Raw genomic sequence first — 26,887 nt, 5'->3', positions numbered from 1 at the left:
GGCCTCCGTCAGCGGCCCCGGCCGCTGCCCGGGTGACCTCCCCGGTCACTTCTCGGCGACGACGTGCAGCAGCGCGGCGACGCGCCGGTACGGGTCCTGCTTGCCGGCCCGCTCCTCGGCGTCCAGCAGCTGGCCCAGCTGCCGGCCGTCGACCGGGGCGGCCTCGTCCGGCATGGTGTCGGTGAACACCCGCACCCCGTACCAGTGCCGGACCGGGACGGCGAAGCCGGACAGCGTGCCGGAGAGCTCGGCCAGCCGGTCGGCCCGGGCGGGCAGACCCAGGCGGTTGGTGTACCGGGTGGAGTCGAAGGACTCCTGGCAGGCCCGCCAGTCGCCGGTCAGCCCGGGCCGCATGGCCAGCGCGTCGCCGTTGCGGACCAGCAGCGAGAGCAGGCCGCCGGGGGCCAGGATGCGGGCCACCGAGGCCAGCATCGGGTCCGGGTCCGGCAGGTACATCAGGGTGCCGTGGCAGAGCACCAGGTCGAAGCTGCGCGGCCCGAACCAGCGCCCGACCTGGTGGCCGTCGCCGGTGAGCAGCTGGACGCGCTCGCGGACCTCCGGCGGCTCGGCCGCCAGCGCCTGGTGCGCCAGGCCCAGGGTGGCCGGGTCGGGGTCTATGCCGGTGACGAAGTGCCCGGCCCGGGCCAGCCGCAGCGCCTGGGTGCCCTCGGCGCAGCCCACGTCCAGCACCCGCAGCGCGACGCCCCGGGTGAGCTGCTCGGCGAGCTGGCGGGTGACCAGCTCCTGGCGGACCAGGTTGTGCAGCCCGCCGTGCCGCTCCAGCCACTCGCCGGCCCCGCTGTGGTACGGCCCGCCGCGGGCCGGCAGCCGCCCGTGCCGCCCCTGCGGCGCCCCGTACCCGTGCTGCGCCGGGATGCCAGGTGCACCGAAGGCCCCGACCGGCGGTTGCGCGGGCGGGGCCCAGTACGGCGGGACGGCTTCCGCGGTCAGGGCCGCTCGCCCCGCTTGACCATCGGCTTGGGTAGCCGCAGCCGGCGCATCTGCAGGGTGCGCATCAGGCCGTACATCACGGCGCCGCGGGTGTCCCCGTCCGGGAAGCGCTGGGCCAGGCCCTTGCGCAGCTGGAGGCCGATCCGGACGAAGTCCAGGATGACCACCACGAAGAAGACCAGGAACAGCAGCGTGGAGAGCAGCTGCAGGTAGTTGACCCGGGTGATGCTGAGCACCAGCACCACCACCGCGTACGGCAGGAAGAACTCGGCCGCGGCCCAGCGGGAGTCGATGAAGTCGCGGACGTAGCGCCGCACCGGCCCCTTGTCGCGCGGCGGCAGGGCGCGCTCGTCGCCCTCCAGCAGCGCGGTGCGCTGCTTCTCGCGCTCCGCGCGCATCCGCTCGCGGGCCTGCTTGGCGGCCTCCTTGCGGTCCTTGGGAACGGTGACCCGGGTCTTCCGGTTGGCCTCGGCCTCACTGCGCTTGGGCGTGGGCCGGCCCTTGGGGGCCTGCGGGTCGCGGGACGTCCTCTCGTCCTCCTTCGTCAGGGTGACGGTGGAGGAGGAGGCGGCGGATTCATCAGAGCGGCGTCGAAACACACTCCCAGCGTACGGGTTGACCGGCCGCTTTCCGGCGCGCCCCCGGACGCGAACCGATATCGATCCTGAGGACGATGCCGAACGGGCCTCCGCCGTAGCAGCATTGTTGCAGGCTGGTGCACTGCGCCGGGGACCGTGCCGCGCATACACTCGACCTGTCACGAGACGCAAACCCAGGCCCGAAGAAGGGGGCTATCGAGGCCCATGAGCGACGGAATCATGAAGCGTATGGGGCTGATCTTCCGCTCCAAGGCGAACAAGGCCTTGGACCGGGCGGAGGACCCGCGCGAAACGCTCGACTACTCCTACCAGAAGCAGCTGGAACTGCTGCAGAAGGTGCGCAGGGGCGTCGCCGACGTGGCCACCTCCCGCAAGCGCCTGGAGCTCCAGCTGACCCAGCTCCAGCAGCAGTCCTCCAAGTACGAGGACCAGGGCCGCAAGGCGCTATCCCTCGGCCGCGAGGACCTGGCCCGCGAGGCGCTCAGCCGCAAGGCCAACCTGCAGTCCCAGATCACCGATCTGGAGACGCAGTACCAGGCCCTGCAGGGGGAGGAGGAGAAGCTCACCCTGGCCTCCCAGCGCCTCCAGGCCAAGGTGGACGCCTTCCGCACCAAGAAGGAGACCATCAAGGCCACCTACACCGCCGCCCAGGCGCAGACCCGGATCGCCGAGTCCTTCTCCGGCATCTCCGAGGAGATGGGCGACGTCGGCCTGGCGATCCAGCGCGCGGAGGACAAGACCGCGCAGATGCAGGCCCGGGCGGGCGCGATCGACGAGCTGCTGGCCTCCGGCGCGCTCGACGACGCCAGCGGCCTCGGCCGCAAGGACGACATCGAGGCCGAGCTGGAGCGGGTGGCCGGCGGCAGCGACGTCGAGCTGGAGCTGGCCCGGATGAAGGCCGAGCTGACCGGCGGCACCCCGCCGCCCAGCCGCAGGCGATCGAGCAGGGGAAGAACGACACCCCGCCGCCCACCATCAACTACAACAAGTGAGCCCGGTAGCAGGGGAGACGCACCAGCATGATCATGCGGGTCTTGGGTGAGGGGCAGTTCGAGGTCGCCGAGGGCGACCTGAACCGGCTGAACCAGCTGGACGACGAGCTGCTCCAGGCCGTCGAGGCGGGCGACGAGGCGGCCTTCAGGGCGGCGCTGGGCAACCTGCTCGCGGCCGTCCGGGAGGTCGGCACGCCGCTCGCGCCGGAGTCGCTGGAGCCGTCGGACCTGATCCTGCCGGACGCCGAGTCGTCCCTGGAGCAGGTCCGCGAGTTGCTGCGGGACGAGGGCGACGGCCTGATCCCCGGCCTCCCGGAGTAGTTCGGGCGCCACACGTGACGAGAGGGCGGGCACCCCGGAAGGGGTGCCCGCCCTCTCCCGGTCCGAGCCCGGGGACGGGCCCGTGGCCGGGGGCGGTGCCGGGGGCGGATCGTTACGGCAGGGCCAGCATCCGGTCCAGCGCGGCCTTGGCGTGCTTCTCGGTCTCGGCGTCCACCGTGATCACGTTCGGCACCCGGCCCTCGACCAGCGACTCCAGCGCCCAGACCAGGTGCGGCAGGTCGATCCGGTTCATGGTCGAGCAGAAGCACACGGTGCGGTCGAGGAAGACGACCTCCTTGTCCGGGTGCGCCTTGGCGAGCCGGCGGACCAGGTTCAGCTCGGTGCCGATCGCCCACTTCGAGCCGGGCTCGGCGGCGTCCAGCGCCTTGATGATGTACTCGGTCGAACCCACCATGTCGGCGGCGGTGACCACCTCGTGCCGGCACTCCGGGTGCACCAGCACGGTCACGCCGGGAATGCGCGCCCGGACCTCGTCCACCGACTCCACGCTGAACCGGCCGTGCACCGAGCAGTGGCCGCGCCACAGGATCATCTTGGCGTCCCGCAGCTGCTCGGCGGTCAGGCCGCCGTTGGGCTTGTGCGGGTTGTAGAGCACGCAGTCGTCCAGCGAGAGGCCCATCTGCAGCACCGCGGTGTTGCGGCCCAGGTGCTGGTCCGGCAGGAACAGCACCTTCTCCCCCTGCTCGAAGGCCCACTCCAGGGCTCGCTCCGCGTTGGAGGAGGTGCAGATGGTGCCGCCGTGCTTGCCGGTGAACGCCTTGATGTCGGCCGAGGAGTTCATGTACGACACCGGCACGGTGACGTCCGCGACGCCCGCCTCGGTCAGCACGTCCCAGCACTCGGCGACCTGCTCGGCGGTGGCCATGTCGGCCATCGAGCAGCCGGCCGCGAGGTCCGGCAGGACGACCCGCTGGCGGTCGGAGGTGAGGATGTCCGCGGACTCGGCCATGAAGTGCACGCCGCAGAACACGATGTACTCGGCCTCCGGGCGGGCCGCCGCGTCCCGGGCCAGCTTGAAGGAGTCACCGGTGACGTCGGCGAACTCGATCACCTCGTCGCGCTGGTAGTGGTGGCCCAGGATGAAGACCCGGTCGCCGAGCTTCTCCTTCGCGGCGCGGGCGCGCGCCACCAGGTCCGGGTCGGAGGCGGCGGGCAGGTCGCCGGGGCACTCCACGCCGCGCTCGCTGTTCGGGTCGGCCTCCCGGCCGAGCAGCAGCAGGGCGAGCGGCGAAGGGGTGGGGTCCACGCCGTAGGTTTCGGTGGTGGTGGTCACGGGCGGCTGCCCTCCAGGTGCGGCCGGATTGACACCAGCCTTCTCGTCTATCTGACGCTATCTATGATAACCGGTTCTCGTCAGCCTGACGATGGCCGTCCTGTCGATGTGACGAGAACCGCTCACCAGGATGGATGCTTCCGACGCGAGGACCCGCCGTACCCTCCGGTTGGCTGGACCCATGAAGGCAATCGTGATCAACCGCTACGGCGGCCCCGACGTGGTCGAGTACACCGAGCTCCCCGACCCGAAGGTCGGCCCCGACACCGTACTCGTCCGCACCCGAGCGGTCGGCGTCAACCCCGTCGACTGGAAGATCCGCGAAGGACACCTCGACGGCGTCCTCGACTCCCACTTCCCGCTGGTCATGGGCTTCGACCTGGCCGGCACCGTCCAGGCCGTCGGCGGCGCCGTCACCGAGTACGCCCCCGGCGACGAGGTGATCGGCTACGTCCGCAAGGACGTCGTCGAGAGCGGCACCTACGCCGAACTCGTCGCCGCCCCCGTCCGCACCCTGGCCCGCAAACCCGCCGCCCTCGACTGGGCCGAGGCCGGCGGACTGCCGCTGGCCGGGCTCACCGCCCAGCAGTCCCTGGTCGGGGCGCTCGGACTGCGCCGCGGCGAGACCGTGCTGATCCACGCCGCGGCCGGCGGCGTCGGCTCGATCGCCTGCCAGGTCGCCACCGCCCTCGGCGCCCGGGTCATCGGCACCGCCGGGGAGCACAACCACACCTTCCTGCGCGGCCTGGGCGTCGAACCCGTCGAGTACGGCCCCGGCCTCGCCGACCGGGTCCGCGCGCTGGCCCCCGAGGGCGTCGACGCCGCGCTCGACCTGATCGGCGGCGACGCCGTCGAGGTCTCCCTCGGCCTGCTCGAGGACCCCGCCCGGATCGCCTCCACGGTCGACTACACCGTCACCGCCCGCGGCGGACGCTACGTCTTCACCCGCCCCGACCACGAGGACCTCGCCGCCGTCGCCCGGCTCGCCGAGGAGGGCCTGCTCACCGTCCCGGTGGCCTCCACCTTCCCGCTCGCCCAGGCCGCCTCCGCCCAGGCCCTCAACGCCGAGGGCCGCACCCGCGGCAAGATCGTCCTGCTGGTGGACTGACCCGGTTCCGGCCGTCCGCGACAATGGGCTCCGCAGAGTCGTTCCCCCACGGCTCACCACCCTCACCCGCACCACCGTGGAGCCCCGCCATGCGCACCCACCGGCCGTCCGACCTCGGGCCCGTCCGGCCGGACGGGCCGGCCCTCGACGACACCGACCGCCTGCTGCTCGAACACCTCAGCCGCGACGGCCGCGCCTCCTACGCCGAGATCGGACTGCTCACCAACCTCTCCGCCACCGCCGTCCGCCGCCGGATCGACCGGCTGCGGGCGCGCGGCGCGGTCCGCGGCTTCACCGTCGTCCTCGACCCCGCCCTGCTCGGCTGGCGCACCGAGGCCTTCGTCGAGGTCTACTGCCGCCCCCGCACCTCGCCCGAGGAACTGCTCGCCTCGTTGCGCCAGTTCCCCGAGGTCGCCGCCGCCTGGACGGTCACCGGCGACCCCGACGCCCTGGTCCACCTGCGCGCCGCCGACACCCGCCACCTGGAAGCCGTCATCGAGCGCATCCGCAAGGAACCCGGCGTCCAGCGCAGCCGCTCCTCCGTCGTCCTCTCCCAGCTCATCTGACGCAGCTTTCCTGCGCGCCCCCGCCCGAACACGCAGGAAACCGGCCCCGGACGGCCGCGTTCCGACGCGCGCCCGCCCACCCCCGCTGCCTACGCTGATCACGCCCCCAGCACCGCCCGCAGCGAAGAGGACACCCGTGTACGCAGCCCCCGACCGCATGCACAAGCCGGACAACGAGCTGGTCGACCTCGTCTTCGACTACATGCGCGAACGCCTGCAGTACGACCCCGTCCCGCTCGACCACCCGGGCGACGGCACCCACCTGCGCCAGGCCCTCGCCGGACTGCTGAACGACCACGGCAACGACCCCGCCGACGTGCTCAAGCTCTACGACCACGAGCTCTCCCGCGCCGTCATCTCCGCCGACAGCCCGCGCTACCTCTCCTTCATCCCCTGCGCCCCCACCAAGGCCGCGCTGCTCTTCGACATGGTGGTCTCCTGCGCCTCCCTCCAGGGCATCTCCTGGCTGGAGGCGGCCGGCGCGATCGCCGCCGAGAACCAGGTGCTGCGCCTGATAGCGGACCGGGCCGGCCTCCCCGCGAGCGCCGGCGGCACCTTCGTCTCCGGCGGCTCGGCCGGCAACCTCTCCGCGCTGGTCGTCGCCCGCGACACCGCCCGCCGCCGCCTTGGCGTCGGCCCCGAGGCCCGGCTGCGGATCGCCGTCGCCGACCAGGTGCACTCCTCGGTCAAGAACACCTTCAACATCATCGGCGTCGAAGCCTTCCCCGTCCCCGCCGTCGACCGCCGCCTCACCGGCCCCGCCCTGCGCGCCGCCCTCGCCGCCGACCCGCACCCCGAGACAGTCATCGCCGTGGTCGGCACCGGCGGCACCACCAACGAGGGCATCGTCGACGACCTCGCCGGCATCGCCGAGGTCGCCCGCGAGCACGGCCTCTGGTTCCACGTCGACGGCGCCTACGGCGGCGCCGGGCTCTTCGCCCCCTCCGTCCGCGCGCGCTACGACGGCATCGAGCACGCCGACAGCTTCGTCGTCGACCCGCACAAGTGGCTGTTCGCCCCGTTCGACTGCGCCGCCCTGCTCTACCGCGAACCGCGCCTGGCCCGCGCCGTCCACACCCAGGACGCCTCCTACCTCGACGTCCTGCACACCGAGGGCGACGAGTGGAACCCCACCGACTACGCCTACCACCTCACCCGCCGCGCCCGCGGCCTCCCGCTCTGGTTCTCGCTCGCCGTCCACGGCGTCCAGGCCTACACCGACGCCATCGAGGCCGGCCTGCGCCTCGCCCGCGACACCGCGCGGCTCATCCGCGACAGCGCGCACCTCGAACTGCTCCACGACCCCCAGCTCTCCGCCGTCTGCTTCCGCCGCAAGGGCTGGACCCACGACGACTACTACCGCTGGTCCCGGCAGCTCCTCGCCGACCAGGTCGGCTTCGTCACCCCCACCGGCTGGGACGGCGAGACGGTCGCCCGCTTCGCCTTCCTGCACCCGGGCACGACCATGGAGATGGTCGAGGAGATCCTCGCCACGATGGAGTGAGCGGGTCCCGCGGGCCCCTCCGAGGCCCCCGCGGGCCCTTCCCGGACGCCTACAGGTAGCCCCCGTTGGGGATGTACGGCGCCGGGGGCCGCATGCCGCGCAGCGCCAGGTAGCCGCGGTTGGTGACGGAGAGGCCCAGGTCGAGGCCGACGTCCAGGGCCCACTCCTGTTCGGCGGTCAGGAAGGAGACCGCGGCCTCCTGCTCCGCCGGGACCCGGGCCAGCGCCTCGCGCAGCAGCCGGGCCGCGATCCGCTTCGAGGTCGCGGCCAGCAGCTGCACGGTGCCGCCGTCCCGGTAGCAGTAGCCGGTGCCGGCCAGGGTGTCGGCGATCAGCAGCTCCTCGAAGTGGGCCAGCATGAACGGGTGGTCGGGGCCGTGCGCCGCGCCCCGCAACCGGCGGTCCACCGAGTCGAGCAGGTGCAGGTGCGCCGCGCCGCCCGGGTGCACCGGGATGTCGCCGGGGTCGAGCAGCCGTTCCCGGTCGACCCGCCCGGCCAGCCGCATCGTGGGGTACAGCGTGAACCCGGCCGCCCGGTACCGGCGGGCCGCGGCCGGCGACGGCGAGGCGCACAGCATCCCGCGCAGGCAGCCCCGCCCGTACGCCGCGGCCCGTTCCAGCAGCAGCCGCCCCACCCCCCGCCCCTGCGCGGAGGGCAGCACCACGAACAGCGGCAGCACCCACACGCCCTCGCGGCGCAGCGACAGCGCCACCCCGACGGCCTCGCCGTCCTGCTCGGCGATCCAGCACCCGTCCGGGTCCGTCACCGCGAGGTGCCGGGCCCGGGCCAGCGCCCGGACCCGGTGGGCCGCGTCGCCGGGCCGGTCGGGATCGTCCTGCGGCCGGCCGTCGAGATCGCGGAACGCGGCGCGGGAGACCCGTTGGACGGCCTCGGCGTCGGCGGCGGTGTTCCTGAGCTGACGAATGATCACCCGTCACATCCTGCTGCGCCCGGTGCGCGGGCGGTAGCGGTTTGCCGAAGTGGGCGGTGACCCGCCCGGCCCGGTGTGCGAGCATGGGGTGCGTGGGGGAGTGGGCGACGAAAAATGTCCCCCGAACGCACCACCTTCCGGAAATGAATCCGGGAGGCCGCTGGTTGGCACTGGCGGATCACAGTCGTCACAGACCGGGAGTAAGCATGACCGTCCAGGACGAGACCACCGTCGAGAGTGGCATTCTCCTCACCGACGCCGCCGCGGGCAAGGTCAAGGGCCTGCTGGAGCAGGAAGGCCGCGACGACCTCGCGCTGCGCGTCGCCGTGCAGCCCGGCGGCTGCTCGGGCCTGCGTTACCAGCTGTTCTTCGACGAGCGTTCGCTGGACGGCGACGTCGTCAAGGACTTCAACGGTGTCAAGGTCGTCACCGACCGGATGAGCGCCCCCTACCTGGGCGGCGCCACCGTCGACTTCGTGGACACCATCGAGAAGCAGGGCTTCACGATCGACAACCCGAACGCCACCGGCTCCTGCGCCTGCGGCGACTCGTTCAGCTAGGCCCCGCGCCGAGGCCCGGCACGCACACGCCGAGGGCGGCTCCCCCAGCGCGGGGAGCCGCCCTCGCGGCGTTCCGGAAGCGTTCCGGAAGCGTTCCGGCGGCGGTCAGCGCGGGTCGCCGCCCGCGACGCCGCTCTGTACGGGCACCTGCTCGCCCGTCGCGGTGTCCACCACGCCGCCGCCGGTCATCGGCCCGGGCAGGGTGACGGTCGCCTGCTGCTCCTTGACCAGCTGCGGGCACGCCTTGCCCGGCTCCGCGGTCTGGGTGACCACCACCCGCAGCTTCACCACCGGCGGGGCGGCCTCCTCGACCCGGACCCCGTACTTGTCGCAGATCCCGGCGGTGAAGAACACTGTCAGCTGGGTCGGACCGTCCTGCCGGTACCCGGTCGCGGGATCTTCACGGCGGTCGGCGGGCGCTCGCCGACGGCTATCCCCGGCGTGGTCGGCTGGGCCGCCGAGGGCTGCGGGCTGGCGCTCGCCGACGGGCTCGCGGGGGCGGAGGCGGACGCCGAGCCGGGGTCGCTGCTCGCGGACGGGCTCGCACTCGGCGAGGCGGTGGCGGTGGCGCTGACGGGGGCCGTGGCGGTGGCGGGCGAACCCGAGCCGCCGCACGCGGTCAGCAGGCCGGCCGCGAGGGCCGCGCCGAACAGCGCGGCGGCGGCCCGGCGCGGGTGCGGAGCCTTGGTGGGGACGGCTGCGGTGCTCTCGTCCATGATCTGCGTTCCTCCCGAGGGTCGTGCGGCGCCGCGGTGAGCGGTACCGCGCCGGTTTGACGTGCCCCGGAGGAAACCGGTTCCGGCCGGAGCCGGAGGAGCGGGCCTATCCGCCGTACTCCGGCATGCCCGCCACCACCCGGCGCGCCTCGATCGGCACCCGCACCCGCGTTACGGCCGGGGCCGACACCGTCGGGAGCGGTCCGGCGACCGGCCAGAACCGGCCCAATCGGCGCGAGGAGTCCAGCAGTTCGGCCAGCGACTCGGCGTCGGCGTCGTCGCGGCGGCGGCCCGGCCGCCACCCGGAGGAGTGATCGATCACCATGGCTACCCAGCTCCGATCGCCGTGCCGCGGCCACGCTGCCGCGGACCTGGACGGGGGCCGCGTCCGGCCCCCGTACTGGCGACCCTAGGCCGACCTGCGGCCGGAAGACAGCCCTACCGCTCGGTAGCACCCGGTCGGGCCGGTACCGTAGGCGGGTTGTTGCCCCCAGCTCCGGCCACTGCCGGGCCGCCAGAGGAGACCCCGTGCGCATCGCCGTCGCCGGCTCGATCGCCACCGACCACCTGACGACCTTCCCCGGACGCTTCTCCGACCAGCTGGTGCCCGAGCAGCTGCACACGGTGTCGCTCTCCTTCCTGGTCGACACCCTGGACATCCGCCGCGGCGGGGTGGGCCCCAACATCGCCTTCGGCATGGGCGTCCTCGGCCTGCGCCCCGTCCTGGTCGGCGCGGCCGGCGGCGACTTCGCCGAGTACCGCAGCTGGCTCGACCGGCACGGCGTGGACACCGACTCGGTGCACATCTCGGAGACCCGGCACACCGCCCGGTTCATGTGCACCACCGACCAGGACCACAACCAGATCGCGTCCTTCTACACCGGCGCGATGGTCGAAGCCCGCAACATCGAGCTCAAGCCGATCGCCGACCGGGTCGGCGGCCTCGACCTGGTGCTGATCGGCGCGGACGACCCGGCCGCGATGGTGCGCCACACCCAGGAGTGCCGCACCCGCGGCTACGCCTTCGCCGCCGACCCCTCCCAGCAGCTCGCCCGCCTGGAGGGCGACGACATCCGGGAGATCGTCGACGGCGCGGCCTACCTCTTCACCAACGAGTACGAGGCCGCCCTGATCGAGTCCAAGACCGGCTGGTCCTCGGACGAGATCCTGGAGCGCGTCACCACCCGGGTCACCACCCTCGGCCCCAAGGGCGTCCGCATCCAGCGCCGGGGCGAGCCCGACATCGTGGTCGGCTGCCCCGCCGAGGAGCGCAAGGCCGACCCCACCGGCGTCGGCGACGCCTTCCGGGCCGGCTTCCTGGCCGGGCTCTCCTGGGAGCTGGGCCTGGAGCGCGCCGCCCAGGTCGGCTGCATGCTCGCCACCCTGGTGATCGAGACCGTCGGCACCCAGGAGTACGAGCTGCGCGGCGGCCACTTCCTGGAGCGCTTCGAGACCGCCTACGGCGCCGAGGCGGCGGCCGACATCCGCACCAGGATCGCGCTCTAGCCCGCCGGCCCGCTACCGGCCGGCCGACGGCTCCGGCCGGGCCCGGCGCACCAGGTAGGCGGTGCCGCGGGCGCCCCCGTACTCCGCTGCGGGGGCCTCGCCCTCGTAGGCGTGGCCGCACATCTCGCACCAGGCGGGGATGTCGTGGCGGGCCGCCTCGTCGTCGGACAGGACGGCGACGCGGCCGCCGGGGGCGACCTCGCCGATGTGCTTGGCGAGCTCGATGACCGGGATCGGGCAGCGCTTGCCGAGGGCGTCCAGGACCAGCGCGTCGGCGCTGCCCGCCGGGGGCAGGTCGAGGCCGAGCGGGGCGCGGACCCCGGCGACCACCCGGGGGAGCACGTCGAGGAAGGCGTCGACCTCGGCCGAGCTGGTGCCGGCCGGGAGCGAGACCCGCAGGTTGCCCTCGGTGAGGACGCCCATCGCGGCCAGCACGTGGCTGGGCGTCAGGGTGCTGGAGGTGCAGGAGGAGCCGGAGCTGACCGCGAAGCCGGCCCGGTCGAGCTCGGTGAGCAGCACCTCGCCGTCCACGTACAGGCAGGAGAAGGTGACCAGGTGCGGGAGGCGCAGCTCGGGGTGGCCGACCACCTCGACGGCGGGCACCAGCTCCGGGACCCGGCGGCGGATCACCTCGACCAGCGCCCGCAGCCGGGCGTTCTCCGCGGCCGCCCCGTCCCGGACGGCGCGCAGCGAGGCCGCGGCGGCGACGATCGCCGGGACGTTGGTGAAGCCGGGCACCCGCCCGTTCTCCCGGTCGTCGGCGGGCAGCGGCGAGGAGTAGCGGACGCCCTTGCGGACCGCGAGCACCCCGACGCCGGCCGGCCCGCCCCACTTGTGCGCGCTCGCGGTGAGCACCGACCAGCCCTCCGGCACCGGCAGCCGCCCGGCGCTCTGCGCGGCGTCCACCAGCAGCGGGACGTCGCCGAGCAGCGCGGCGGTCTCGGCCACCGGCTGCAGGGTGCCGACCTCGTGGTTGGCGGACTGCAGGACGGCGAGCGCGGTGTCGGGGCGCAGCGCGGCGGCGAACTCCCCGGCGTCGACCCGGCCGTGGCGGTCGACCGGGACGGCGGTGGCGCTGCCGCCGTCGGCCTCCCAGCGTTCGGCGGTGTGCAGGACGGCGGAGTGCTCGACGGCGGAGTGCACCAGGTGGGCGCCGCGGCGGCGGTGACCGCGCAGGGTGCCCAGGACGCCCAACTGGAGGGCCTGGGTGCCGGACCCGGTGAAGGCGATCTCGTCGGCCCGGGCGCCGAGCACCTCGGCGACGGTCTCCCGGGCGGCGTCCAGCAGCATCCGGGCCTGCCGGGCGGAGCGGTGCAGCCGGGCCGGGTCGGCCCAGCCCTCGTCGAGGGCGGCGAGCAGGGCCTGCCGGGCGACGGGGTGCAGCGGGGCGGTGGAGGCGGCGTCGAAGTAGGGCACCGGGCCACCGTAGACGACCGCGCGCGGCGCCCCTTACGGGGTGATTCCTCCCGGCCCGTCAGGGAGCCGACGCTCCGTCACCCGCGTGTCGCAGGACGGTCGCCCGTTCGGCCGTGGGAGGCTCGGATGTCCGCCATGACCTGCGACTCCGTCCGCCCCGCGGGGGCGGTTCACCCCACGGGGGCTGATCGGGTAGCCGGGCGGCGCGTTACCGGGGGCTGCCCGTGAGCGCCGCATAAGGATGGAGTAGCGTTTGGCCCGCATAAGCATTCAAACCGTGCCCGTGGCCGGATCACCGAGGAGACCTGACAACGGACTCCGGACGGTGGTGCGTTCCCGGGCGAGACTTCGGGAAGGCGCTACGTGAGTCCCAACGGCTCCGACCGCTCGCCGCGGCGCACGATGCGGCGGAAGCTGCCTCAGGCGCTGGCACTGGGCCTCGTCATCGCGACCGCCACCGGCTGCTCGGCCAACGACCTGCCCAGGCTTGGCCTCCCCAGTCCCGTCACGAAGGAAGGCCCGCTGGTCCTTCACATGTGGCAGGGCTCGTGGATCGCGGCTCTGGTTGTTGGTGCATTGATGTGGGGTCTGATCCTCTGGAGCGTGATCTTCCACCGGCGCAGCCGCACCAAGGTGGAGGTCCCCGCTCAGACCCGGTACAACGTGCCCATCGAGGCGCTGTACACCGCGGTCCCCTCGTCATCGTCTCGGTGCTGTTCTACTTCGTCGCCCGCGACGAGGCCACCCTGACGAAGGTCGACGCGAAGCCCCAGCACACGATCAACGTGGTGGGCTTCCAGTGGAGTTGGGCGTTCAACTACGAGAACTCCGAGATCCCGGACCCGGCGAGCACCACCGCCGCGTACGAGGTCGGCAGCACCAAGGAGCCTCCGACGCTCTACCTGCCGATCAACGAGACCGTGAAGTTCCGGTTGACCTCCAACGACGTCATCCACGACTTCTGGCCCGTCAACTTCATGATGAAGATGGACGTCGTGCCCGGTGTGGTCAACGAGTTCCAGGTCACCCCGACCGCGCTCGGCACCTACCGCGGCAAGTGCGCCGAGCTCTGCGGTGTCGACCACTCGCGGATGCTGTTCAACGTCAAGGTCGTCACGGCCGACGAGTACCAGCAGCACCTCAAGGAACTCCGCGACAAGGGCCAGGCCGGCGCGGTTCCCGCAGGCATCCTCCCCACCACGGGAAGTAGTGAAGAGAAGTGACCATCCTCAACGAGCCCGCCGCGGCCGGTGGGGGAGCCGGGGCCGTCACCTCGGGGACTCCGCGGGTGCGCAAGCCGGGCAACGCGATCATCAAGTGGCTCACCACCACCGACCACAAGACGATCGGCACGATGTACCTGGCGACCTCGTTCGCCTTCTTCCTGATCGGTGGCGTGCTCGCCCTGGTCATGCGTGCCGAGCTGGCCCGCCCGGGCACCCAGATCCTGTCGAACGAGCAGTTCAACCAGGCGTTCACCATGCATGGCACGATCATGCTGCTGATGTTCGCCACCCCGCTGTTCGCGGGCTTCGCCAACTGGATCATGCCGCTCCAGATCGGCGCCCCCGACGTCGCCTTCCCGCGACTGAACATGTTCGCCTACTGGCTGTACCTGTTCGGCTCGATCATCGCGGTGGCGGGCTTCCTGACCCCGCAGGGCGCGGCCGACTTCGGCTGGTTCGCCTACTCGCCGCTGAGCGACGCGGTCCGCTCGCCGGGCGTCGGCGCCGACATGTGGATCATGGGCCTGGCCTTCTCCGGCTTCGGCACCATCCTCGGCGCGGTCAACTTCATCACCACGATCATCTGCATGCGCGCGCCCGGCATGACGATGTTCCGGATGTCGATCTTCGTCTGGAACGTCCTGCTGACCGCCGTGCTGGTCCTGCTGGCCTTCCCGGTCCTCGCCGCCGCGCTGTTCGCGCTGGAGGCGGACCGGAAGTTCGGGGCGCACGTCTTCGACCCGACGAACGGCGGCGCGCTGCTCTGGCAGCACCTGTTCTGGTTCTTCGGCCACCCCGAGGTCTACATCATCGCGCTGCCGTTCTTCGGCATCGTCTCCGAGATCATCCCGGTGTTCAGCCGCAAGCCGATGTTCGGCTACTCCGGCCTGATCGCCGCGACCATCGCCATCGCCGGCCTCTCGGTGACGGTGTGGGCGCACCACATGTACGTGACGGGGCAGGTGCTGCTGCCGTTCTTCTCGTTCATGACCTTCCTGATCGCGGTCCCGACCGGCGTGAAGTTCTTCAACTGGGTCGGCACCATGTGGAAGGGCTCGCTGAGCTTCGAGACCCCGATGCTCTGGACGGTCGGCTTCCTGGTCACCTTCCTGTTCGGCGGCCTGACCGGCGTGCTGCTGGCCTCGCCGCCGATCGACTTCCACGTCTCCGACTCGTACTTCGTCGTCGCGCACTTCCACTACGTGGTGTTCGGCACCGTCGTCTTCGCGATGTTCGCCGGCTTCCACTTCTGGTGGCCGAAGATGACCGGCAAGATGCTGGACGAGCGCCTGGGCAAGATCACCTTCTGGACGCTGTTCATCGGCTTCCACACCACCTTCCTGGTCCAGCACTGGCTGGGCGCCGAGGGCATGCCCCGCCGCTACGCCGACTACCTGGCCTCGGACGGCTTCACCACGCTGAACACCGTCTCGACCATCGGCTCGTTCCTGCTCGGCCTGTCGATCCTGCCGTTCCTCTACAACGTCTGGAAGACCGCCAAGTACGGCGAGAAGGTCAACGTCGACGACCCGTGGGGCTACGGCCGCTCGCTGGAGTGGGCGACCTCCTGCCCGCCGCCGCGGCACAACTTCACCACCCTGCCGCGGATTCGCTCCGAGTCCCCGGCGTTCGACCTGCACCACCCGGAGATCGCCGCGCTGGACTACCTGGAGAACCACGGTGAGCCGGCCAAGCACTTCGAGGGTGTGACCCCCGCGCAGTACGACCGTCCGTCGCTGGGCAAGGGCAAGAATGAGGGTGACGCCCGATGAAGGAACAGGGAAAGATCTTCGCCGGTCTGGCCGTCTTCATCCTGGCCATCGCCATCACCTACATGGTCTGGACCGGTAAGTCGGACCACGGCCTGGAGGCCGCCGGCACCACCGCGCTCTTCCTGGCCTTCGCCCTGGCCGCCTTCATCGGCTTCTACCTGGCGTTCACCGCCAAGCGGGTGGACACCGGCGCGGGCGACAACCCCGAGGCCGAGGTCGCGGACGACGCCGGCGAGCTGGGCTTCTTCGCCCCGCACAGCTGGCAGCCGCTCTCGCTGGCGATCGGCGGCGCGCTGGCCTTCCTCGGCGTGGTCTTCGGCTGGTGGCTGCTGTTCTGGTCGATCCCGATCCTCCTGGTCGGCCTGTTCGGCTGGGTCTTCGAGTTCTACCGCGGCGAGAACCAGAACCAGTAGGTTCCGGACCGCGCAGCCGCACGGCGGGCCGGGCACCCCCCTCGGGGGTGCCCGGCCCCCGTCGTTCCCGGGGCGGGCCGGGCGTCCGTCCCCCGACCGGGTTACCCGGAGTGCCGACCGGGTGACGCCTTCCTACGCTCTGAGGCAGGTTCACACCCCTGGGAGGTTCCGTTGAAGGGCTCTCGGATAGCCGGCAGTACCCGGACCGCGCTGGCCGCCATGTTGGTGCTGGCCCCCGCCGCGGCCTGTTCCTCCGACAACGACTCGGCGGAGAAGGACTCGTCGCCCCGTCAGATCGACGTGACCCCGCTGGTCCACACCTCGGCCGCCGAGGAGCAGGCCGACCCGGCACAGGCGTTCAGCGTCACCACGGACGGCACCGCGAAACTCGACGCCGTCACCGTCACCGACCCCGACGGGAAGCCGGTGGCCGGCGAACTCGCCGCCGACCAGCAGCACTGGCGGACCACCGACCCGCTCCGGGCCGGCGCCGCGTACACCGTCAAGGTCGCGGCCGAGGACGGCAAGGGCGGCCACGGCGAGACCGGCTCCACCTTCACCACCGCCGAGGCGCAGCACGTCGTCACCGCCGAACTCGGCCCCGACAGCTCCGGCAGCGGCGTCTACGGCGTCGGCCAGCCGCTCACCGTCAAGCTCTCCGAGCCGGTCACCGACCCGGCGGCCCGCCAGCAGATCGAACGCGGGCTGACCGTCACCTCGCAGCCCGCCGTGACCGGCGCCTGGTACTGGGTCGACGACGAGAACCTGCACTTCCGGCCGCAGGACTACTGGCCCGCCAACACCACCGTCAAGCTCTCCTACGACCTGCCGGGCGTCCCGCTCTCCGACGGCGTCTACGGCGGCGAGGAGCAGACCCTCGACCTGCGCACCGGCGACCGGATCGAGGCGCTGGTCGACGCGGCCACCGACCAGCTGACGTACAAGCGCAACGGCGAGGTGGTGAAGACCATCCCGGTCACCACCGGCAAGCCCGGCTTCGACACCCGCAACGGCGTCAAGGTGGTGCTCGGGCAGGAGTCCGACGTCCGGATGAGCAGCGAGACCATCGGCATCGCGGCCGGCAGCAGCGAGGCCTACGACCTGGACGTGAAGTGGGCGACCCGGGTCACCTGGAGCGGCGAGTACGTCCACGCCGCGCCGTGGTCCGTGTCGTCGCAGGGCAAGGAGAACGTCAGCCACGGCTGCACCGGGATGAGCACCGACGAGGCCAAGTGGTTCTTCGACAACACCCGGGTCGGCGACATCGTGCAGGTGGTCAACAGCAAGGGCCACGACATGGAGCCGTTCGGCAACGGGTTCGGCGACTGGAACATCGGCTTCGACGAGTACGTGAAGCACAGCGCGCTGGGCAAGCCGGTCAGCACGGCGGCGTCCGGGGACGCGGCGAACGCGATGCCCGCCCCCAGCGTCAACCCCGGTCCGAGCGCGAGCCCGACGGGCCGGTGAGGCGCGGCGAGGTCCGCCCGGGGAGCGAGGCTCCCGCCGGGCGGACCTCGCCGCTGTCCGCCGCGGGTCAGCGGTAGGCCGCGTCCAGGGCGGTGGCGACCGCGGCCAGTGCCTCGTCGCGGGTGAGGCCGAGGCGGGCGGCGCGGGCCGCGTACTCGGCGGCGGCGGTGGCGGCCAGGCGGTGCGAGGTGTCCCCGGTGGGGGCGATGGTGGTGCCGGCCCGGCCGCGGGTCTCGACCACCCCGTCGGCCTCCAGCTCGCGGTAGGCGCGGGCCACCGTGTTCGCGGCCAGGCCGAGCTGTTCGGCCAGCGCGCGGACGGTGGGGAGCTTCAGGCCGACCGGGAGCTCGCCGGTGCGGGCCCGGGCCGCGATCTGCGAGCGGACCTGCTCGTAGGGCGGGGTGGGGGACTGGTGATCGATCGCCACGTGCACCCGGTCAACATAACAGGGCGTCAGGTCGGGCTCCGGCCCGAGATGCCAGAACCCCCCTCCGGCCGGAGCCGGAGGGGGGTTCTGACGTGGCGGGACAGCTACCCGGGATCAGTGGTGGCCGTGGCCGCTGGTGATCTCGTGGTACTCCTCGGTGGTGGGCTTGGCGATCTGGTTGCCCTCGCCGTAGAAGCCCTCGGAGAGCTTCACCCGGGTCTTGGTGATCACGCCGGCCTTGCGGGCCACGCCGTTCTCGTCCGTCTCGGCGGGCAGCTCCAGCGGCTGGGGCTGCTCGTGGGCGGTGAGGGTGTGCAGGTCCTTCGGCGCCAGCGGGGTGTGCACCTCGACGAACTCGCCGTGCGGCAGGCGCTTGATGACGCCGGACTCGCGGCCGTGCAGCACCTTCTCCTTGTCGCGGCGCTGGAGGCCGAGGCACCAGCGCTTGGTGACGAAGAAGGTGAGGACCGGGACCACGAAGAAGCCGATGCGCACCGTGTAGGTGATCGTGTTGATCGACAGGTGCAGGTGGGTGGCGAACAGGTCGTTGCCACCGCCGACCAGCAGGATCAGGTACAGCGAGATCCAGGCCGCGCCGAACGCGGTGCGGACCGGGGCGTTGCGCGGGCGGTCCAGGATGTGGTGCTCGCGCTTGTCGCCGGTGACCCAGGACTCGATGAACGGCCAGATCGCGATCGCGACCAGGACCATCGGGAAGACCGCCAGCGGGACCATCACGCCGAGGTTCAGCGTGTGGCCGCCCCAGACCGAGATCTCCCAGCCCGGCATGATGCGGATCAGGCCCTCGGAGAAGCCCATGTACCAGTCGGGCTGGGCGTCGGTCGACACCTGGTCCGGACGGTACGGGCCGTAGGCCCAGATCGGGTTGATCGTGGCGATCGCGGACATCGCCGCGATGATGCCGAACACCAGGAAGAAGAAGCCGCCGGCCTTCGCCATGTAGATCGGCATCAGCGGCATGCCGACGACGTTCTTCTCGGTCTTGCCCGGGCCCGCCCACTGGGTGTGCTTGTGGTAGAAGACCAGGATCAGGTGCGCGACCAGCAGGCCCAGCATGATGCCCGGGATGAGCAGCACGTGGATGGTGAAGAAGCGCGGGACGATGTCGGTGCCCGGGAACTCGCCGCCGAACAGGAACATCTGGATGTAGGTGCCGACGATCGGCACCGCCAGGATCGCGCCCTCCATGAAGCGGATGCCGGTGCCGGACAGCAGGTCGTCGGGCAGCGAGTAGCCGAAGAAGCCGTCGAACATGCCCAGGACCAGCAGCAGGAAGCCGAAGACCCAGTTGATCTCGCGCGGCTTGCGGAAGGCGCCGGTGAAGAAGACGCGCATCATGTGCACGAGCATCGCGGCCACGAAGACCAGGGCGGCCCAGTGGTGGATCTGCCGGATCAGCAGACCGCCGCGGATCTCGAAGCTGATGTTCATCGTGGAGGCGTACGCCTCCGACATCCGGATGCCGTTCAGCGGCAGGTACGAGCCGTGGTAGACGGTCTCGGCCATGCTCGGCTTGAAGAACAGCGTCAGGTACACACCCGTGAGGATGATGATGATGAAGCTGTAGAGGCAGATCTCACCGAGCATGAAGGACCAGTGGTCCGGGAAGATCTTGCGCAGGTTGGCCTTGGCCAGGGAGTAGATCCCGACCCGGCCGTCCACCCAGTCGGCAGCGGCCTCGGCCTTGTTGGCGGGCTTGGCGCGGGTGCTGGCCGGCTTGGAGGCGCCGGTGTTGGTGCCGCTTGCGGAACTCATCGCGGACGCTCCCAGTAGCTCGGGCCGACGGGCTCGTCGAAGTCGCCGGTGGCGACCAGGTAGCCCTGCTCATCGGTGGTGATCTTCAGCTGCGGCAGCGGGTGGCCGGCCGGGCCGAAGATGACGCGAGCGCCGTCCGCCAGGTCGAAGGTCGACTGGTGGCAGGGGCAGAGCGCGTGGTGGGTCTGCTGCTCGTACAGCGAGATCGGGCAGCCGACGTGGGTGCAGATCTTCGAGTAGGCGAGGATGCCCTCGAAGCCCTTCTCGCGGGACTTGTCGTCCTTGATGTCCTCCGGGGCGATCCGGATGAGCATCAGGGCGTCCTTGGCGATCCGCTGCTGGAAGTCCTCGGCCGACTCCTCGAGGCCCTCGGGCTTCGCGAAGGTGAGCGAGCCCTGGACGATGTCCTCGGGCTTCATCGGCTCGTCGGTGTTCATGTTGACGAGCTTGATCGGCTGGGCCGGGGTCGCCTCCACCCAGTTGGTGTGGAGCAGCTTCTTCTCCGGCAGCGGGCCGAGGTCGCGCAGCAGCACCACGCCGGACAGCGGCACCAGGGCCATCGAGCCGATCAGGGTGTTGCGGATCATCTTGCGGCGGCCGAAGCCGGACTCCGCGGCACCCGTCCTGAACTGCTCGATGACGTCGTTGCGGACGTCGTCGTCGGCCTCGATCGGGTGGCGCTCGGCCGGCATCTCGTGGTCCGACATCAGGGTGCGGGCCCAGTGGACCGCGCCCGCGCCGATGCAGAACAGCGCCACGCCGAGGGTCATGCCCAGGGCGAAGTTGAGCGCGCTGACGTGGCCCAGCGGGAAGATGTAGACCAGCTTGTCGGCGTCGATCGACGCGTAGGACGCGATGAAGCCGACGGTCGCCAGCATCGAGACCACGAACAGCAGCGACACCTGGCGCTCGGCCCGCTTGGCGGCCCGCTCGTCGATGTCGGTCCGACGCGGTTCGTGGGCCGGCAGGCCCGGGTCGGCGAACGGGTCGCCGTGGGTGGCGACGGCCGTGCCGTGGGAGGCGTCGTGCGCCTCGGGCAGGTTCTCTGACATGTCGTGGCTCATGACTTCTTGGCCTTGGTGGTGTGGGCGGCGACCCAGATCGCGATCGCGATCAGCGCGCCGAGACCGAAGATCCAGCCGAACAGGCCCTCGGTCACCGGACCGAGGCTGCCCAGCGCGAGACCACCGGGGTTGGGCTCGTCGTTCGTGTGGCGGACGAAGGCCACGATCTGGCGCTTCTGCTCCTCCGGCATGGTGGTGTCGGGGAAGGACGGCATGTTCTGCGGGCCGGTCTGCATGGCCTCGTAGATGTGCTTCGCGTCCACGCCCTCCAGCGACGGCGCGTACTTGCCGTTGGTCAGCGCGCCGCCCTTGCCGGCGAAGTTGTGGCACTGGGCGCAGTTGGTGCGGAACAGCTCGCCGCCCTTGGCGACCTGCTCGGCGTTGGTCACCGGGTCGTCGGAGGGCTGGTACTGCTTGCTGTCCGGAGCGACCGGGCCCGGGCCCAGCGAGGCCACGTAGGCGGCCAGCTGGTCGATCTCGGCCTGGGAGTAGATGGTCTTCTTGCGCGGGACCTGGGCGCCCGGCTGCTGGGCCGGCATGCGGCCGGTGCCGACCTGGAAGTCGACCGCCGCGGAACCGACGCCGACCAGCGACGGGCCGTCAGAAGTGCCCTGGCCGTTCAGGCCGTGGCAGGAGGAGCAGCCGACGGCGAAGAGCTTCTTGCCCTCGTCGATGGCGAGCGACTGCGCCGAGCTGTCGGCCTGCGCCTTCTCGGCGGGCGCGAAAGCGGCGTACAGCCCCCCGGTGGCCGCCAGGGCGAGAAGTAGAACGACGACCGCCGCCAGTGGGTGGCGCCGTCGTGCGGAGAGCTTTTTCACGGAATAACCCCGGTGTCAGGATCTGGTCGGCAGCAGCCTGCCCCCGACTCCCAGGCGTCGAAGGTGACGCCGGGTCAGGGGCGGGGCGGCTGTTACTTGATCAGGTAGATGGTCGCGAACAGGCCGATCCACACGACGTCGACGAAGTGCCAGTAGTACGACACCACGATCGCCGCGGTTGCCTGCTCGTGGGTGAACCGCCGCGCCGCGTAGGTCCGTCCGAGGACCAGCAGGAAGGCGATCAGACCACCCGTCACGTGGAGTCCGTGGAAGCCGGTGGTCAGGTAGAACACCGTGCCGTACGGGTCCGAGGACAGCGACAGGCCGTCCTTCTTGACCAGCTCGGTGTACTCGAAGATCTGGCCGCCGATGAAGATGGCGCCCATCACGAAGGTGATCGTGAACCACGAGCGCAGCTTCTTCACGTCACCGCGCTCGGCGGCGAACACGCCGAGCTGGCAGGTGAGCGAGGAGAGCACCAGGATCGTGGTGTTGACCGAGGAGAACGGCACGTTGAGGGCATGGGCCTTCTCGTGCCAGAACTCGGCACCCTTGACCGAGCGGAGGGTGAAGTACATCGCGAACAGGGCCGCGAAGAACATCAGCTCCGAGCTCAGCCAGACAATGGTTCCGACGCTGACCAGGTTCGGCCTGTTGACCGCTCCGTGCGCGTGTCCGGTTTCTGTTGCTGTTGCTGTCGCCACGACGGACATTATGTCGGTCCCTTATTCCGTCTTCACGCCGGGGGGTCTCCCTCGGAGTGTCCGGTGCGTGAGGTATGCCCGCCTCGCGCACCGCCCGTTTTCTGACGGTTGTTCGAGCGGGTGAGCGCGCTGGGCCGCCGGAGTGACTCCCGGGCGCGGCGGCTTGAGCGAGATCGCGTCGGGGTCTCCGCAGGACGGGCGCGCGGGAGTAGCATCCGTCCAAGGACGTGGCCCGGGTCACACTGGGCCGTTCGGTCGGGGCCGCCCGGCGTGAGCACACATATAAGAGGACGAGCACCAGGAAGCAGGGGCCATGGCGCAGCACTCCGACGAGACGCTCACCGTTCTCGTCTACAGCGACGACCGCAACACCCGTGAGCAGGTGACCCTCGCCCTCGGCCGGCGGCCCGCCGCGGACGTCCCCGCCCTCGACTACCTGGAGTGCGCCACCGCGCCCGCGGTGCTGCGGGCCCTGGAGAAGGGCGGCGTCGACCTCTGCGTCCTGGACGGCGAGGCCGCCCCGGTCGGCGGTCTCGGCCTGACCCGGCAGCTGAAGGACGAGATCTACGGCTGCCCGCCGGTCCTGGTGGTGATCGGCCGGCCGCAGGACTCCTGGCTCGCCGCCTGGAGCCGGGCCGACGCCGCGATCTCCCACCCGGTCGACCCGGTCGGCCTCGCCGACGCCGCGACCGCGCTGCTGCGGGCCCGGCTCGCCCGGCGGGCGCCCGCCGGGCGCTGACCGGCGCCGCCGCGTCTCAGCTGGAGAGAAGGGGGCGGCAACCCGGGGCGGCCGTCCCCGCTCGCTCGATAGGCTGACGTCGTTTCTTCGGGATTCCTCCGGGACGATGACGAGAGCTGGAGTCAGCCATGGTGAACGCGCACTCTGCGAACGGCGGTAGCGAGCCCGCGCAGGTGGTCCGCACCTGGCCCGACCTGCTCAGCTCGCTGCTCCAGGGCAACGACCTCTCGCAGGCCGACACCGCCTGGGCGATGGACCGGATCATGAGCGGCGAGGCCAGCCCCGTCCAGGTGGGCGGCTTCCTGATCGCGATGCGCGGCAAGGGCGAGACGGTCGAGGAGATCGCCGGCCTGGTCGAGGCGATGTACGCGCACGCGGTGCCGCTGGACATCCCCGGCCCGGCGGTCGACATCGTCGGCACCGGCGGCGACCGGGCCAGGACGGTCAACATCTCCACCATGTCCGCGGTGGTCGCGGCCGCCGCCGGGGCGAAGGTGGTCAAGCACGGCAACCGGGCCTCCTCCTCGGCCTCCGGCTCCTCCGACGTGCTCGGCCGCCTCGGCATCAACCTGGAACTGCCCGCCGACCGGGTCGCGGCGGTGGCCGAGGAGGTCGGCCTGACCTTCTGCTTCGCCGCCAGGTTCCACCCCTCGATGCGGCACACCGCCCAGGCGCGGGCCGAACTGGCCGTCCCGACGGTCTTCAACATCCTCGGCCCGCTCACCAACCCGGCCAAGGTCACCTCGCACGCCGTCGGCTGCTTCGACACCCGGCTGGCCGGCCTGATCGCCGGCGTGCTGGCCCGGCGCGGCGCGCAGGGGCTGGTCTTCCGGGGGGACGACGGGCTCGACGAGTTGACCGTCACCACCACCTCGCACGTCTGGGTGATCCGCGGCGGCGAGGTGACGGAGACCGGGTTCGACCCGCGCGAGGTGGGGATCGAGCTGGTCGGCATCGAGGCCCTGCGCGGCGCCGACGCCGAGCACAACGCGGACGTCGCCCGGCGGGTCCTGAACGGCGAGCGCGGACCGGTGCGGGACGCCGTCCTGCTCAACAGCGCGGCCGCGCTGGTCGCGCTGGAGCTGGGGGAGGCGCCGCTCACCGCGCAGATCGCGGCGGCGATGGAGCGGACCGCGGCGGCGATCGACTCGGGGGCGGCGGGGGCGCTGCTGAAGCGCTGGGCGGAGGCGACGCAGGCGTAGCGGACGCCCGTCCGGGGGCCGGGGCCGTCGTTCCCCCGGCCCCTCGGCCGCCCCGCGCCTTCTCGCCATGTGGACGGGTGTTGAGACGGGACGCGTCTCGTGTACTGTTTTCGCCAGGTCATGAGTGACAGCGCGAAGCCCCAGCTGGCTGTCCGGCAACCCTCCGTCCGTGGCGGGGTGCCCTGGGTGAGGACCAGGCCGTGCGGCGACCAGTCCGCGCGGCAAGCGCGGACTTCCGGTGCAGCTCCTCCGGGGTCCTGACCCTGTGGAGGAGTGCACCCATGTCTGTGACCACCGAGATCTGCGAGCCGCTGGCGGTGCTGGGCGGGGACGTCGAGGTGCCGCTGGCTTCCGGCGAGAAGGTCGGCTACGCGGCGCTGGACTACGCGGCGAGCGCCCCGGCGCTGAAGCGGGTGTGGGACGACGTCGCGGCGTACGCGCCGTACTACGGGTCGGTGCACCGGGGGGCCGGGTACCTGTCGCAGCTGTCGACCGACCTGTTCGAGCAGAGCCGGCGGACCGTCGCCGAGTTCCTGGGCCTGCGGGACGGGGACCAGGTGGTGTTCACCCGGGCGACCACCGACTCGCTGAACCTGCTGGCGGGAGCGGTCCCGGCCGGGACCGAGGTGTTCGCGTTCGAGACCGAGCACCATGCCTCGCTGCTGCCGTGGCGGCGCGAGGGCCTGACGGTGCGCTACCTGCGGGCGCCGCGGTCGCACGCGGAGGCGGTGGCGGCACTGGAGGAGGCGCTGCTGGGGGCGGCCGAGGGGCCGAAGCTGTTCTGCGTGACCGGGGCGTCGAACGTGACCGGCGAGCTGTGGCCGGTCAGGGAGCTGACCGCCGTCGCGCACCGCTACGGCGCCCGGGTGGTGCTGGACGCGGCCCAGCTGGCGCCCCACCACCGGGTCTCGGTGCGGGAGTTGGACGTCGACTGGGTGGCGTTCTCCGGGCACAAGCTGTACGCGCCGTTCGGCGCCGGAGTGCTGGCGGGCCGCTCGGACTGGCTGGACGCCGCGGAGCCGTACCTGGCCGGCGGCGGGGCGAGCCGGACGGTGGCCCGCGAGCTGGACGGCTCGGTGGCGGTGGAGTGGCACACCGGCCCGGCGCGGCACGAGGCCGGTTCGCCGAACGTGATCGGCGCGTACGCGATCGCCTCGGCCTGCCGGGCGCTGGACGAGGCCGGCTTCGAGGCGCTGGAGGCCCGCGAGCGGGCGCTGGTGGCCAAGCTGACCGAGGGCCTGGCGGCGATCCCCGAGGTGCGGGTGCTCAGCCTGTTCGGCGAGGGCGCGGACCGGGTCGGCGTGGTGTCGTTCGTGGTGCGCGGCTGGAACAGCTCGCACTTCTCGGCCGCGCTCTCCGCCGAGTACGGCATCGGCGTCCGGGACGGGCTGTTCTGCGCGCACCCGCTGGTGCGCACCCTGCTCGGCGGCGAGGAAAGCGCCCCGAGCGAGTGCGGGGCGCCGGAGTCCTCGCTGCCGGGGGAGCGCAGCCTGAACGCGATCCGGGTCAGCTTCGGCGCCGGGACGCCCGTCGAGCACCTGGACCGGTTCCTGACCGCGGTGCGCGAGCTGGTCAGCGACGGCGCGAAGTGGACCTACCGCAACGAGGGCGGCCGCTGCGTGGTCGACACCCAGCAGCAGCGCTGAGCGCTCAGCCGTCCAGGCCGAGCGAGAACGCGGCCTCCAGGTCGTGCTGGGAGTAGGTGCGGAAGGCGATGTGGGTCTCGGTGTTGGAGACGCCCGGGACCTTGTTGAGGCGGCCGGGGATCACCTCGGCCAGGTCCTCGTGGTTGCGGACCCGGACCATCGCGACCAGGTCGTAGGTGCCGGTGACGGAGTAGACCTCGCTGACGCCCTCGATGGCGGCGATCGCCTCGGCGATCTCGGGAATCCGGTCGACGTCGGTGTTGATGAGGACGATCGCGGTGATCACTGGACGACTCCTGTTCGAGAAGGTGCGCCCAGGGTATCGCCCGCCGGACGGGCGGCCCACGCGAACAGCCAGCCCGTCACGAAGCCGATCACGTGCACCAGGTAGGCCACCCCGTCGCCGCCGGAGGTGACCGACCAGAACTGCAGCGCGAACCACAGGCCGAGCACCAGCCAGGCCGGGAAGCGCAGCGGGAGGAAGAGCAGGGCCGGCACCAGCGTGGTCACCCGGGCCCTCGGGTACAGCCGCAGGAACGCGCCCAGCACCCCGGCGATCGCGCCGGACGCGCCGACCAGCGCCCGCACCGCGTCCGGGGTGCCCGCCTCGGCCAGCGCGTAGCCGTAGGTGGCCAGGTAGCCGATCGCCAGGTAGCCGACCAGGAAGCGGACCCGGCCCAGCCGGGCCTCCACGGCCGGGCCGAAGACGAACAGGAACAGCAGGTTGCCCACCAGGTGCAGCCAGCCCGCGTGGACGAACAGCGCGGTCAGCACCGACAGTTCGGGGATCTTGCCGGGGGTGGCCGGCAGCACGCAGCCGGGCGCCGCCGGGGGGAGCGCCGACAGCTGGGCCGCCGTCAGCGGACGGCCCCCCAGCAGCTCGGCCGGGACGGCGCCCCAGCGGTGCTCGTAGCGCTGCTCGGCGCAGGCCCGGGCGTCGCCGCTGCCGTACAGCGGGTTCGGGCCGGACGGGCCGAGCAGCATGGCCAGCGCGGCCAGGGCGATCAGCAGGTAGCCGGCGACCGGGGTGCGGGCGGCCCGCTCGGCCGCCGGCGAACCGGCCCGGGCGGGGGCGGAGAGCACCATGCCGGTCAGCATTCCTCGGGGGCGCACCCGCGACACCGGGCGCTGCTCCGGTCGGGTGAGCGTCCGGGCTGTGGACCGGTGAT

General features: G+C 72.0%; 28 protein-coding genes, 1 pseudogene and 1 riboswitch. Of the genes and pseudogenes, 14 read left to right on the top strand and 15 right to left on the bottom strand.

What is annotated here, in order from left to right; all coding sequences use genetic code 11:
• Positions 1-45: 45 nt before the first annotated feature.
• Positions 46-690 carry a class I SAM-dependent methyltransferase gene (locus tag QMQ26_RS10365; protein ID WP_404814106.1) on the bottom strand — a complete coding sequence of 215 codons (645 nt, stop codon included), beginning with the start codon at positions 688-690 and terminating at the stop codon, positions 46-48.
• Between the two features lie 257 nt (positions 691-947).
• Positions 948-1,550, bottom strand: a complete 603-nt coding sequence (locus QMQ26_RS10360) for a DUF3043 domain-containing protein (protein WP_282205504.1) — start codon at positions 1,548-1,550, stop codon at positions 948-950.
• 219 nt (positions 1,551-1,769) lie between these two features.
• Between QMQ26_RS10360 and QMQ26_RS10355 the strand changes: the two genes are divergently transcribed.
• On the top strand, positions 1,770-2,573 hold the full coding sequence (locus tag QMQ26_RS10355; protein WP_282205503.1) for a PspA/IM30 family protein: 804 nt from the start codon (positions 1,770-1,772) through the stop codon (positions 2,571-2,573).
• Positions 2,570-2,863: a PspA-associated protein PspAA gene (pspAA, locus tag QMQ26_RS10350; RefSeq protein WP_100835867.1), complete on the top strand. Its 294-nt coding sequence runs from the start codon at positions 2,570-2,572 to the stop codon at positions 2,861-2,863. The genes QMQ26_RS10355 and pspAA overlap by 4 nt, the downstream gene beginning before the upstream one ends.
• A gap of 112 nt (positions 2,864-2,975) precedes the next feature.
• Here pspAA and nadA read toward each other — a convergent pair whose 3' ends face one another.
• Positions 2,976-4,157 (bottom strand): quinolinate synthase NadA, encoded by a 1,182-nt coding sequence (nadA, locus tag QMQ26_RS10345; RefSeq protein WP_100835866.1) that lies wholly within the window; start codon positions 4,155-4,157, stop codon positions 2,976-2,978.
• Positions 4,158-4,338: 181 nt separating this feature from the next.
• On the opposite strand from nadA, the gene QMQ26_RS10340 reads away from it, so the two are divergent.
• From QMQ26_RS10340 to QMQ26_RS10330, 3 genes are all read left to right on the top strand, one after another.
• On the top strand, positions 4,339-5,265 hold the full coding sequence (locus QMQ26_RS10340; RefSeq protein ID WP_282205502.1) for an NADP-dependent oxidoreductase: 927 nt from the start codon (positions 4,339-4,341) through the stop codon (positions 5,263-5,265).
• Between the two features lie 89 nt (positions 5,266-5,354).
• Entirely contained in the window at positions 5,355-5,831 is a 477-nt protein-coding gene (locus tag QMQ26_RS10335; RefSeq protein WP_282205501.1) for an Lrp/AsnC family transcriptional regulator, read from the top strand.
• A 136-nt stretch (positions 5,832-5,967) separates the two neighbouring features.
• Complete coding sequence (locus QMQ26_RS10330) at positions 5,968-7,335, top strand: pyridoxal phosphate-dependent decarboxylase family protein (protein WP_282205500.1); 1,368 nt, start codon at positions 5,968-5,970, stop codon at positions 7,333-7,335.
• 49 nt (positions 7,336-7,384) lie between these two features.
• Here the strand turns inward: QMQ26_RS10330 and QMQ26_RS10325 are convergent, their stop codons facing one another.
• Positions 7,385-8,266, bottom strand: a complete 882-nt coding sequence (locus QMQ26_RS10325) for a GNAT family N-acetyltransferase (RefSeq protein WP_100835863.1) — start codon at positions 8,264-8,266, stop codon at positions 7,385-7,387.
• A gap of 206 nt (positions 8,267-8,472) precedes the next feature.
• Between QMQ26_RS10325 and erpA the strand changes: the two genes are divergently transcribed.
• Positions 8,473-8,826 carry an iron-sulfur cluster insertion protein ErpA gene (gene erpA, locus QMQ26_RS10320; protein WP_111553090.1) on the top strand — a complete coding sequence of 118 codons (354 nt, stop codon included), beginning with the start codon at positions 8,473-8,475 and terminating at the stop codon, positions 8,824-8,826.
• Between the two features lie 105 nt (positions 8,827-8,931).
• Here the strand turns inward: erpA and QMQ26_RS10315 are convergent, their stop codons facing one another.
• The 3 genes from QMQ26_RS10315 to QMQ26_RS10305 all read right to left on the bottom strand — a co-directional run bounded on the left by QMQ26_RS10315 (position 8,932) and on the right by QMQ26_RS10305 (position 9,867).
• Complete coding sequence (locus QMQ26_RS10315) at positions 8,932-9,180, bottom strand: hypothetical protein (RefSeq protein WP_282205499.1); 249 nt, start codon at positions 9,178-9,180, stop codon at positions 8,932-8,934.
• Between the two features lie 2 nt (positions 9,181-9,182).
• Complete coding sequence (locus QMQ26_RS10310; protein WP_282205498.1) at positions 9,183-9,542, bottom strand: hypothetical protein; 360 nt, start codon at positions 9,540-9,542, stop codon at positions 9,183-9,185.
• Positions 9,543-9,648: 106 nt separating this feature from the next.
• On the bottom strand, positions 9,649-9,867 hold the full coding sequence (locus tag QMQ26_RS10305; protein ID WP_282205497.1) for a hypothetical protein: 219 nt from the start codon (positions 9,865-9,867) through the stop codon (positions 9,649-9,651).
• Positions 9,868-10,070: 203 nt separating this feature from the next.
• Between QMQ26_RS10305 and QMQ26_RS10300 the strand changes: the two genes are divergently transcribed.
• On the top strand, positions 10,071-11,048 hold the full coding sequence (locus QMQ26_RS10300) for a carbohydrate kinase family protein (protein WP_100835860.1): 978 nt from the start codon (positions 10,071-10,073) through the stop codon (positions 11,046-11,048).
• 12 nt (positions 11,049-11,060) lie between these two features.
• Here the strand turns inward: QMQ26_RS10300 and QMQ26_RS10295 are convergent, their stop codons facing one another.
• On the bottom strand, positions 11,061-12,464 hold the full coding sequence (locus QMQ26_RS10295; RefSeq protein WP_282205496.1) for a cysteine desulfurase/sulfurtransferase TusA family protein: 1,404 nt from the start codon (positions 12,462-12,464) through the stop codon (positions 11,061-11,063).
• A 363-nt stretch (positions 12,465-12,827) separates the two neighbouring features.
• On the opposite strand from QMQ26_RS10295, the pseudogene ctaC reads away from it, so the two are divergent.
• From ctaC to QMQ26_RS10275, 4 genes and pseudogenes are all read left to right on the top strand, one after another.
• Positions 12,828-13,687, top strand: a pseudogene (gene ctaC / locus QMQ26_RS10290) (aa3-type cytochrome oxidase subunit II).
• Positions 13,684-15,462, top strand: a complete 1,779-nt coding sequence (gene ctaD, locus QMQ26_RS10285) for an aa3-type cytochrome oxidase subunit I (RefSeq protein WP_100835857.1) — start codon at positions 13,684-13,686, stop codon at positions 15,460-15,462. The pseudogene ctaC and the gene ctaD overlap by 4 nt, the downstream one beginning before the upstream one ends.
• Positions 15,459-15,875 carry a cytochrome c oxidase subunit 4 gene (locus tag QMQ26_RS10280; protein WP_282205495.1) on the top strand — a complete coding sequence of 139 codons (417 nt, stop codon included), beginning with the start codon at positions 15,459-15,461 and terminating at the stop codon, positions 15,873-15,875. The genes ctaD and QMQ26_RS10280 overlap by 4 nt, the downstream gene beginning before the upstream one ends.
• A gap of 219 nt (positions 15,876-16,094) precedes the next feature.
• On the top strand, positions 16,095-17,342 hold the full coding sequence (locus tag QMQ26_RS10275) for a L,D-transpeptidase (RefSeq protein ID WP_404814165.1): 1,248 nt from the start codon (positions 16,095-16,097) through the stop codon (positions 17,340-17,342).
• Positions 17,343-17,409: 67 nt separating this feature from the next.
• On the opposite strand, the gene QMQ26_RS10270 is transcribed toward QMQ26_RS10275, so the two are convergent.
• The 5 genes from QMQ26_RS10270 to ctaE all read right to left on the bottom strand — a co-directional run bounded on the left by QMQ26_RS10270 (position 17,410) and on the right by ctaE (position 22,140).
• Positions 17,410-17,775, bottom strand: coding sequence for a GntR family transcriptional regulator (locus QMQ26_RS10270; RefSeq protein WP_100835854.1), 366 nt, complete (start codon positions 17,773-17,775; stop codon positions 17,410-17,412).
• A 108-nt stretch (positions 17,776-17,883) separates the two neighbouring features.
• Positions 17,884-19,545: a cytochrome bc1 complex cytochrome b subunit gene (gene qcrB / locus QMQ26_RS10265; protein WP_100835853.1), complete on the bottom strand. Its 1,662-nt coding sequence runs from the start codon at positions 19,543-19,545 to the stop codon at positions 17,884-17,886.
• Positions 19,542-20,597, bottom strand: coding sequence for a cytochrome bc1 complex Rieske iron-sulfur subunit (gene qcrA, locus QMQ26_RS10260; protein ID WP_282205493.1), 1,056 nt, complete (start codon positions 20,595-20,597; stop codon positions 19,542-19,544). The genes qcrB and qcrA overlap by 4 nt, the downstream gene beginning before the upstream one ends.
• Before the next feature lie 8 nt (positions 20,598-20,605).
• Complete coding sequence (gene qcrC, locus QMQ26_RS10255; protein ID WP_100835851.1) at positions 20,606-21,427, bottom strand: cytochrome bc1 complex diheme cytochrome c subunit; 822 nt, start codon at positions 21,425-21,427, stop codon at positions 20,606-20,608.
• Between the two features lie 92 nt (positions 21,428-21,519).
• Positions 21,520-22,140, bottom strand: coding sequence for an aa3-type cytochrome oxidase subunit III (gene ctaE / locus QMQ26_RS10250; protein WP_030460978.1), 621 nt, complete (start codon positions 22,138-22,140; stop codon positions 21,520-21,522).
• 304 nt (positions 22,141-22,444) lie between these two features.
• Between ctaE and QMQ26_RS10245 the strand changes: the two genes are divergently transcribed.
• The 3 genes from QMQ26_RS10245 (at position 22,445) to QMQ26_RS10235 (ending at position 25,718) form a co-directional block, all read left to right on the top strand.
• Positions 22,445-22,870: a DNA-binding transcriptional response regulator gene (locus QMQ26_RS10245; RefSeq protein ID WP_100835850.1), complete on the top strand. Its 426-nt coding sequence runs from the start codon at positions 22,445-22,447 to the stop codon at positions 22,868-22,870.
• A gap of 128 nt (positions 22,871-22,998) precedes the next feature.
• The gene (gene trpD / locus QMQ26_RS10240; RefSeq protein WP_100835849.1) at positions 22,999-24,072 is read left to right on the top strand and encodes an anthranilate phosphoribosyltransferase; all 1,074 of its coding nucleotides are present in this window, start codon (positions 22,999-23,001) and stop codon (positions 24,070-24,072) included.
• A 116-nt stretch (positions 24,073-24,188) separates the two neighbouring features.
• Positions 24,189-24,306: riboswitch (SAM riboswitch) on the top strand.
• A 47-nt stretch (positions 24,307-24,353) separates the two neighbouring features.
• Positions 24,354-25,718, top strand: a complete 1,365-nt coding sequence (locus QMQ26_RS10235) for an aminotransferase class V-fold PLP-dependent enzyme (protein WP_282205492.1) — start codon at positions 24,354-24,356, stop codon at positions 25,716-25,718.
• 4 nt (positions 25,719-25,722) lie between these two features.
• Here QMQ26_RS10235 and QMQ26_RS10230 read toward each other — a convergent pair whose 3' ends face one another.
• Both QMQ26_RS10230 and QMQ26_RS10225 read right to left on the bottom strand, forming a co-directional pair.
• Positions 25,723-26,004 (bottom strand): Lrp/AsnC ligand binding domain-containing protein, encoded by a 282-nt coding sequence (locus QMQ26_RS10230; RefSeq protein ID WP_100835847.1) that lies wholly within the window; start codon positions 26,002-26,004, stop codon positions 25,723-25,725.
• The gene (locus tag QMQ26_RS10225) at positions 26,001-26,804 is read right to left on the bottom strand and encodes a rhomboid family intramembrane serine protease (protein WP_282205491.1); all 804 of its coding nucleotides are present in this window, start codon (positions 26,802-26,804) and stop codon (positions 26,001-26,003) included. The genes QMQ26_RS10230 and QMQ26_RS10225 overlap by 4 nt, the downstream gene beginning before the upstream one ends.
• Positions 26,805-26,887 lie beyond the last annotated feature (83 nt).

Origin of the sequence: Kitasatospora fiedleri, assembly GCF_948472415.1 — a bacterium.
Lineage (GTDB): Bacteria > Actinomycetota > Actinomycetes > Streptomycetales > Streptomycetaceae > Kitasatospora > Kitasatospora fiedleri.
The sequence above is the reverse complement of the archived record's forward strand: the minus strand, read 5'-3'. Positions and strand labels throughout refer to the sequence as shown.

What these genes read in the sequence shown, in the direction of transcription:
- qcrA (WP_282205493.1), bottom strand. Translation starts at nt 20,597, where the DNA reads ATGTCAGAGAACCTGCCCGAGGCGCACGACGCCTCCCACGGCACGGCC.
- QMQ26_RS10225 (WP_282205491.1), bottom strand. Translation starts at nt 26,804, where the DNA reads ATGGTGCTCTCCGCCCCCGCCCGGGCCGGTTCGCCGGCGGCCGAGCGG.
- QMQ26_RS10245 (WP_100835850.1), top strand. Translation starts at nt 22,445, where the DNA reads ATGGCGCAGCACTCCGACGAGACGCTCACCGTTCTCGTCTACAGCGAC.
- QMQ26_RS10355 (WP_282205503.1), top strand. Translation starts at nt 1,770, where the DNA reads ATGAAGCGTATGGGGCTGATCTTCCGCTCCAAGGCGAACAAGGCCTTG.
- QMQ26_RS10235 (WP_282205492.1), top strand. Translation starts at nt 24,354, where the DNA reads ATGTCTGTGACCACCGAGATCTGCGAGCCGCTGGCGGTGCTGGGCGGG.
- QMQ26_RS10280 (WP_282205495.1), top strand. Translation starts at nt 15,459, where the DNA reads ATGAAGGAACAGGGAAAGATCTTCGCCGGTCTGGCCGTCTTCATCCTG.
- QMQ26_RS10340 (WP_282205502.1), top strand. Translation starts at nt 4,339, where the DNA reads ATGAAGGCAATCGTGATCAACCGCTACGGCGGCCCCGACGTGGTCGAG.
- trpD (WP_100835849.1), top strand. Translation starts at nt 22,999, where the DNA reads ATGGTGAACGCGCACTCTGCGAACGGCGGTAGCGAGCCCGCGCAGGTG.
- QMQ26_RS10310 (WP_282205498.1), bottom strand. Translation starts at nt 9,542, where the DNA reads ATGGACGAGAGCACCGCAGCCGTCCCCACCAAGGCTCCGCACCCGCGC.
- erpA (WP_111553090.1), top strand. Translation starts at nt 8,473, where the DNA reads ATGACCGTCCAGGACGAGACCACCGTCGAGAGTGGCATTCTCCTCACC.
- QMQ26_RS10335 (WP_282205501.1), top strand. Translation starts at nt 5,355, where the DNA reads ATGCGCACCCACCGGCCGTCCGACCTCGGGCCCGTCCGGCCGGACGGG.
- QMQ26_RS10275 (WP_404814165.1), top strand. Translation starts at nt 16,095, where the DNA reads ATGTTGGTGCTGGCCCCCGCCGCGGCCTGTTCCTCCGACAACGACTCG.
- qcrB (WP_100835853.1), bottom strand. Translation starts at nt 19,545, where the DNA reads ATGAGTTCCGCAAGCGGCACCAACACCGGCGCCTCCAAGCCGGCCAGC.
- pspAA (WP_100835867.1), top strand. Translation starts at nt 2,570, where the DNA reads ATGATCATGCGGGTCTTGGGTGAGGGGCAGTTCGAGGTCGCCGAGGGC.
- QMQ26_RS10305 (WP_282205497.1), bottom strand. Translation starts at nt 9,867, where the DNA reads ATGGTGATCGATCACTCCTCCGGGTGGCGGCCGGGCCGCCGCCGCGAC.
- ctaE (WP_030460978.1), bottom strand. Translation starts at nt 22,140, where the DNA reads ATGTCCGTCGTGGCGACAGCAACAGCAACAGAAACCGGACACGCGCAC.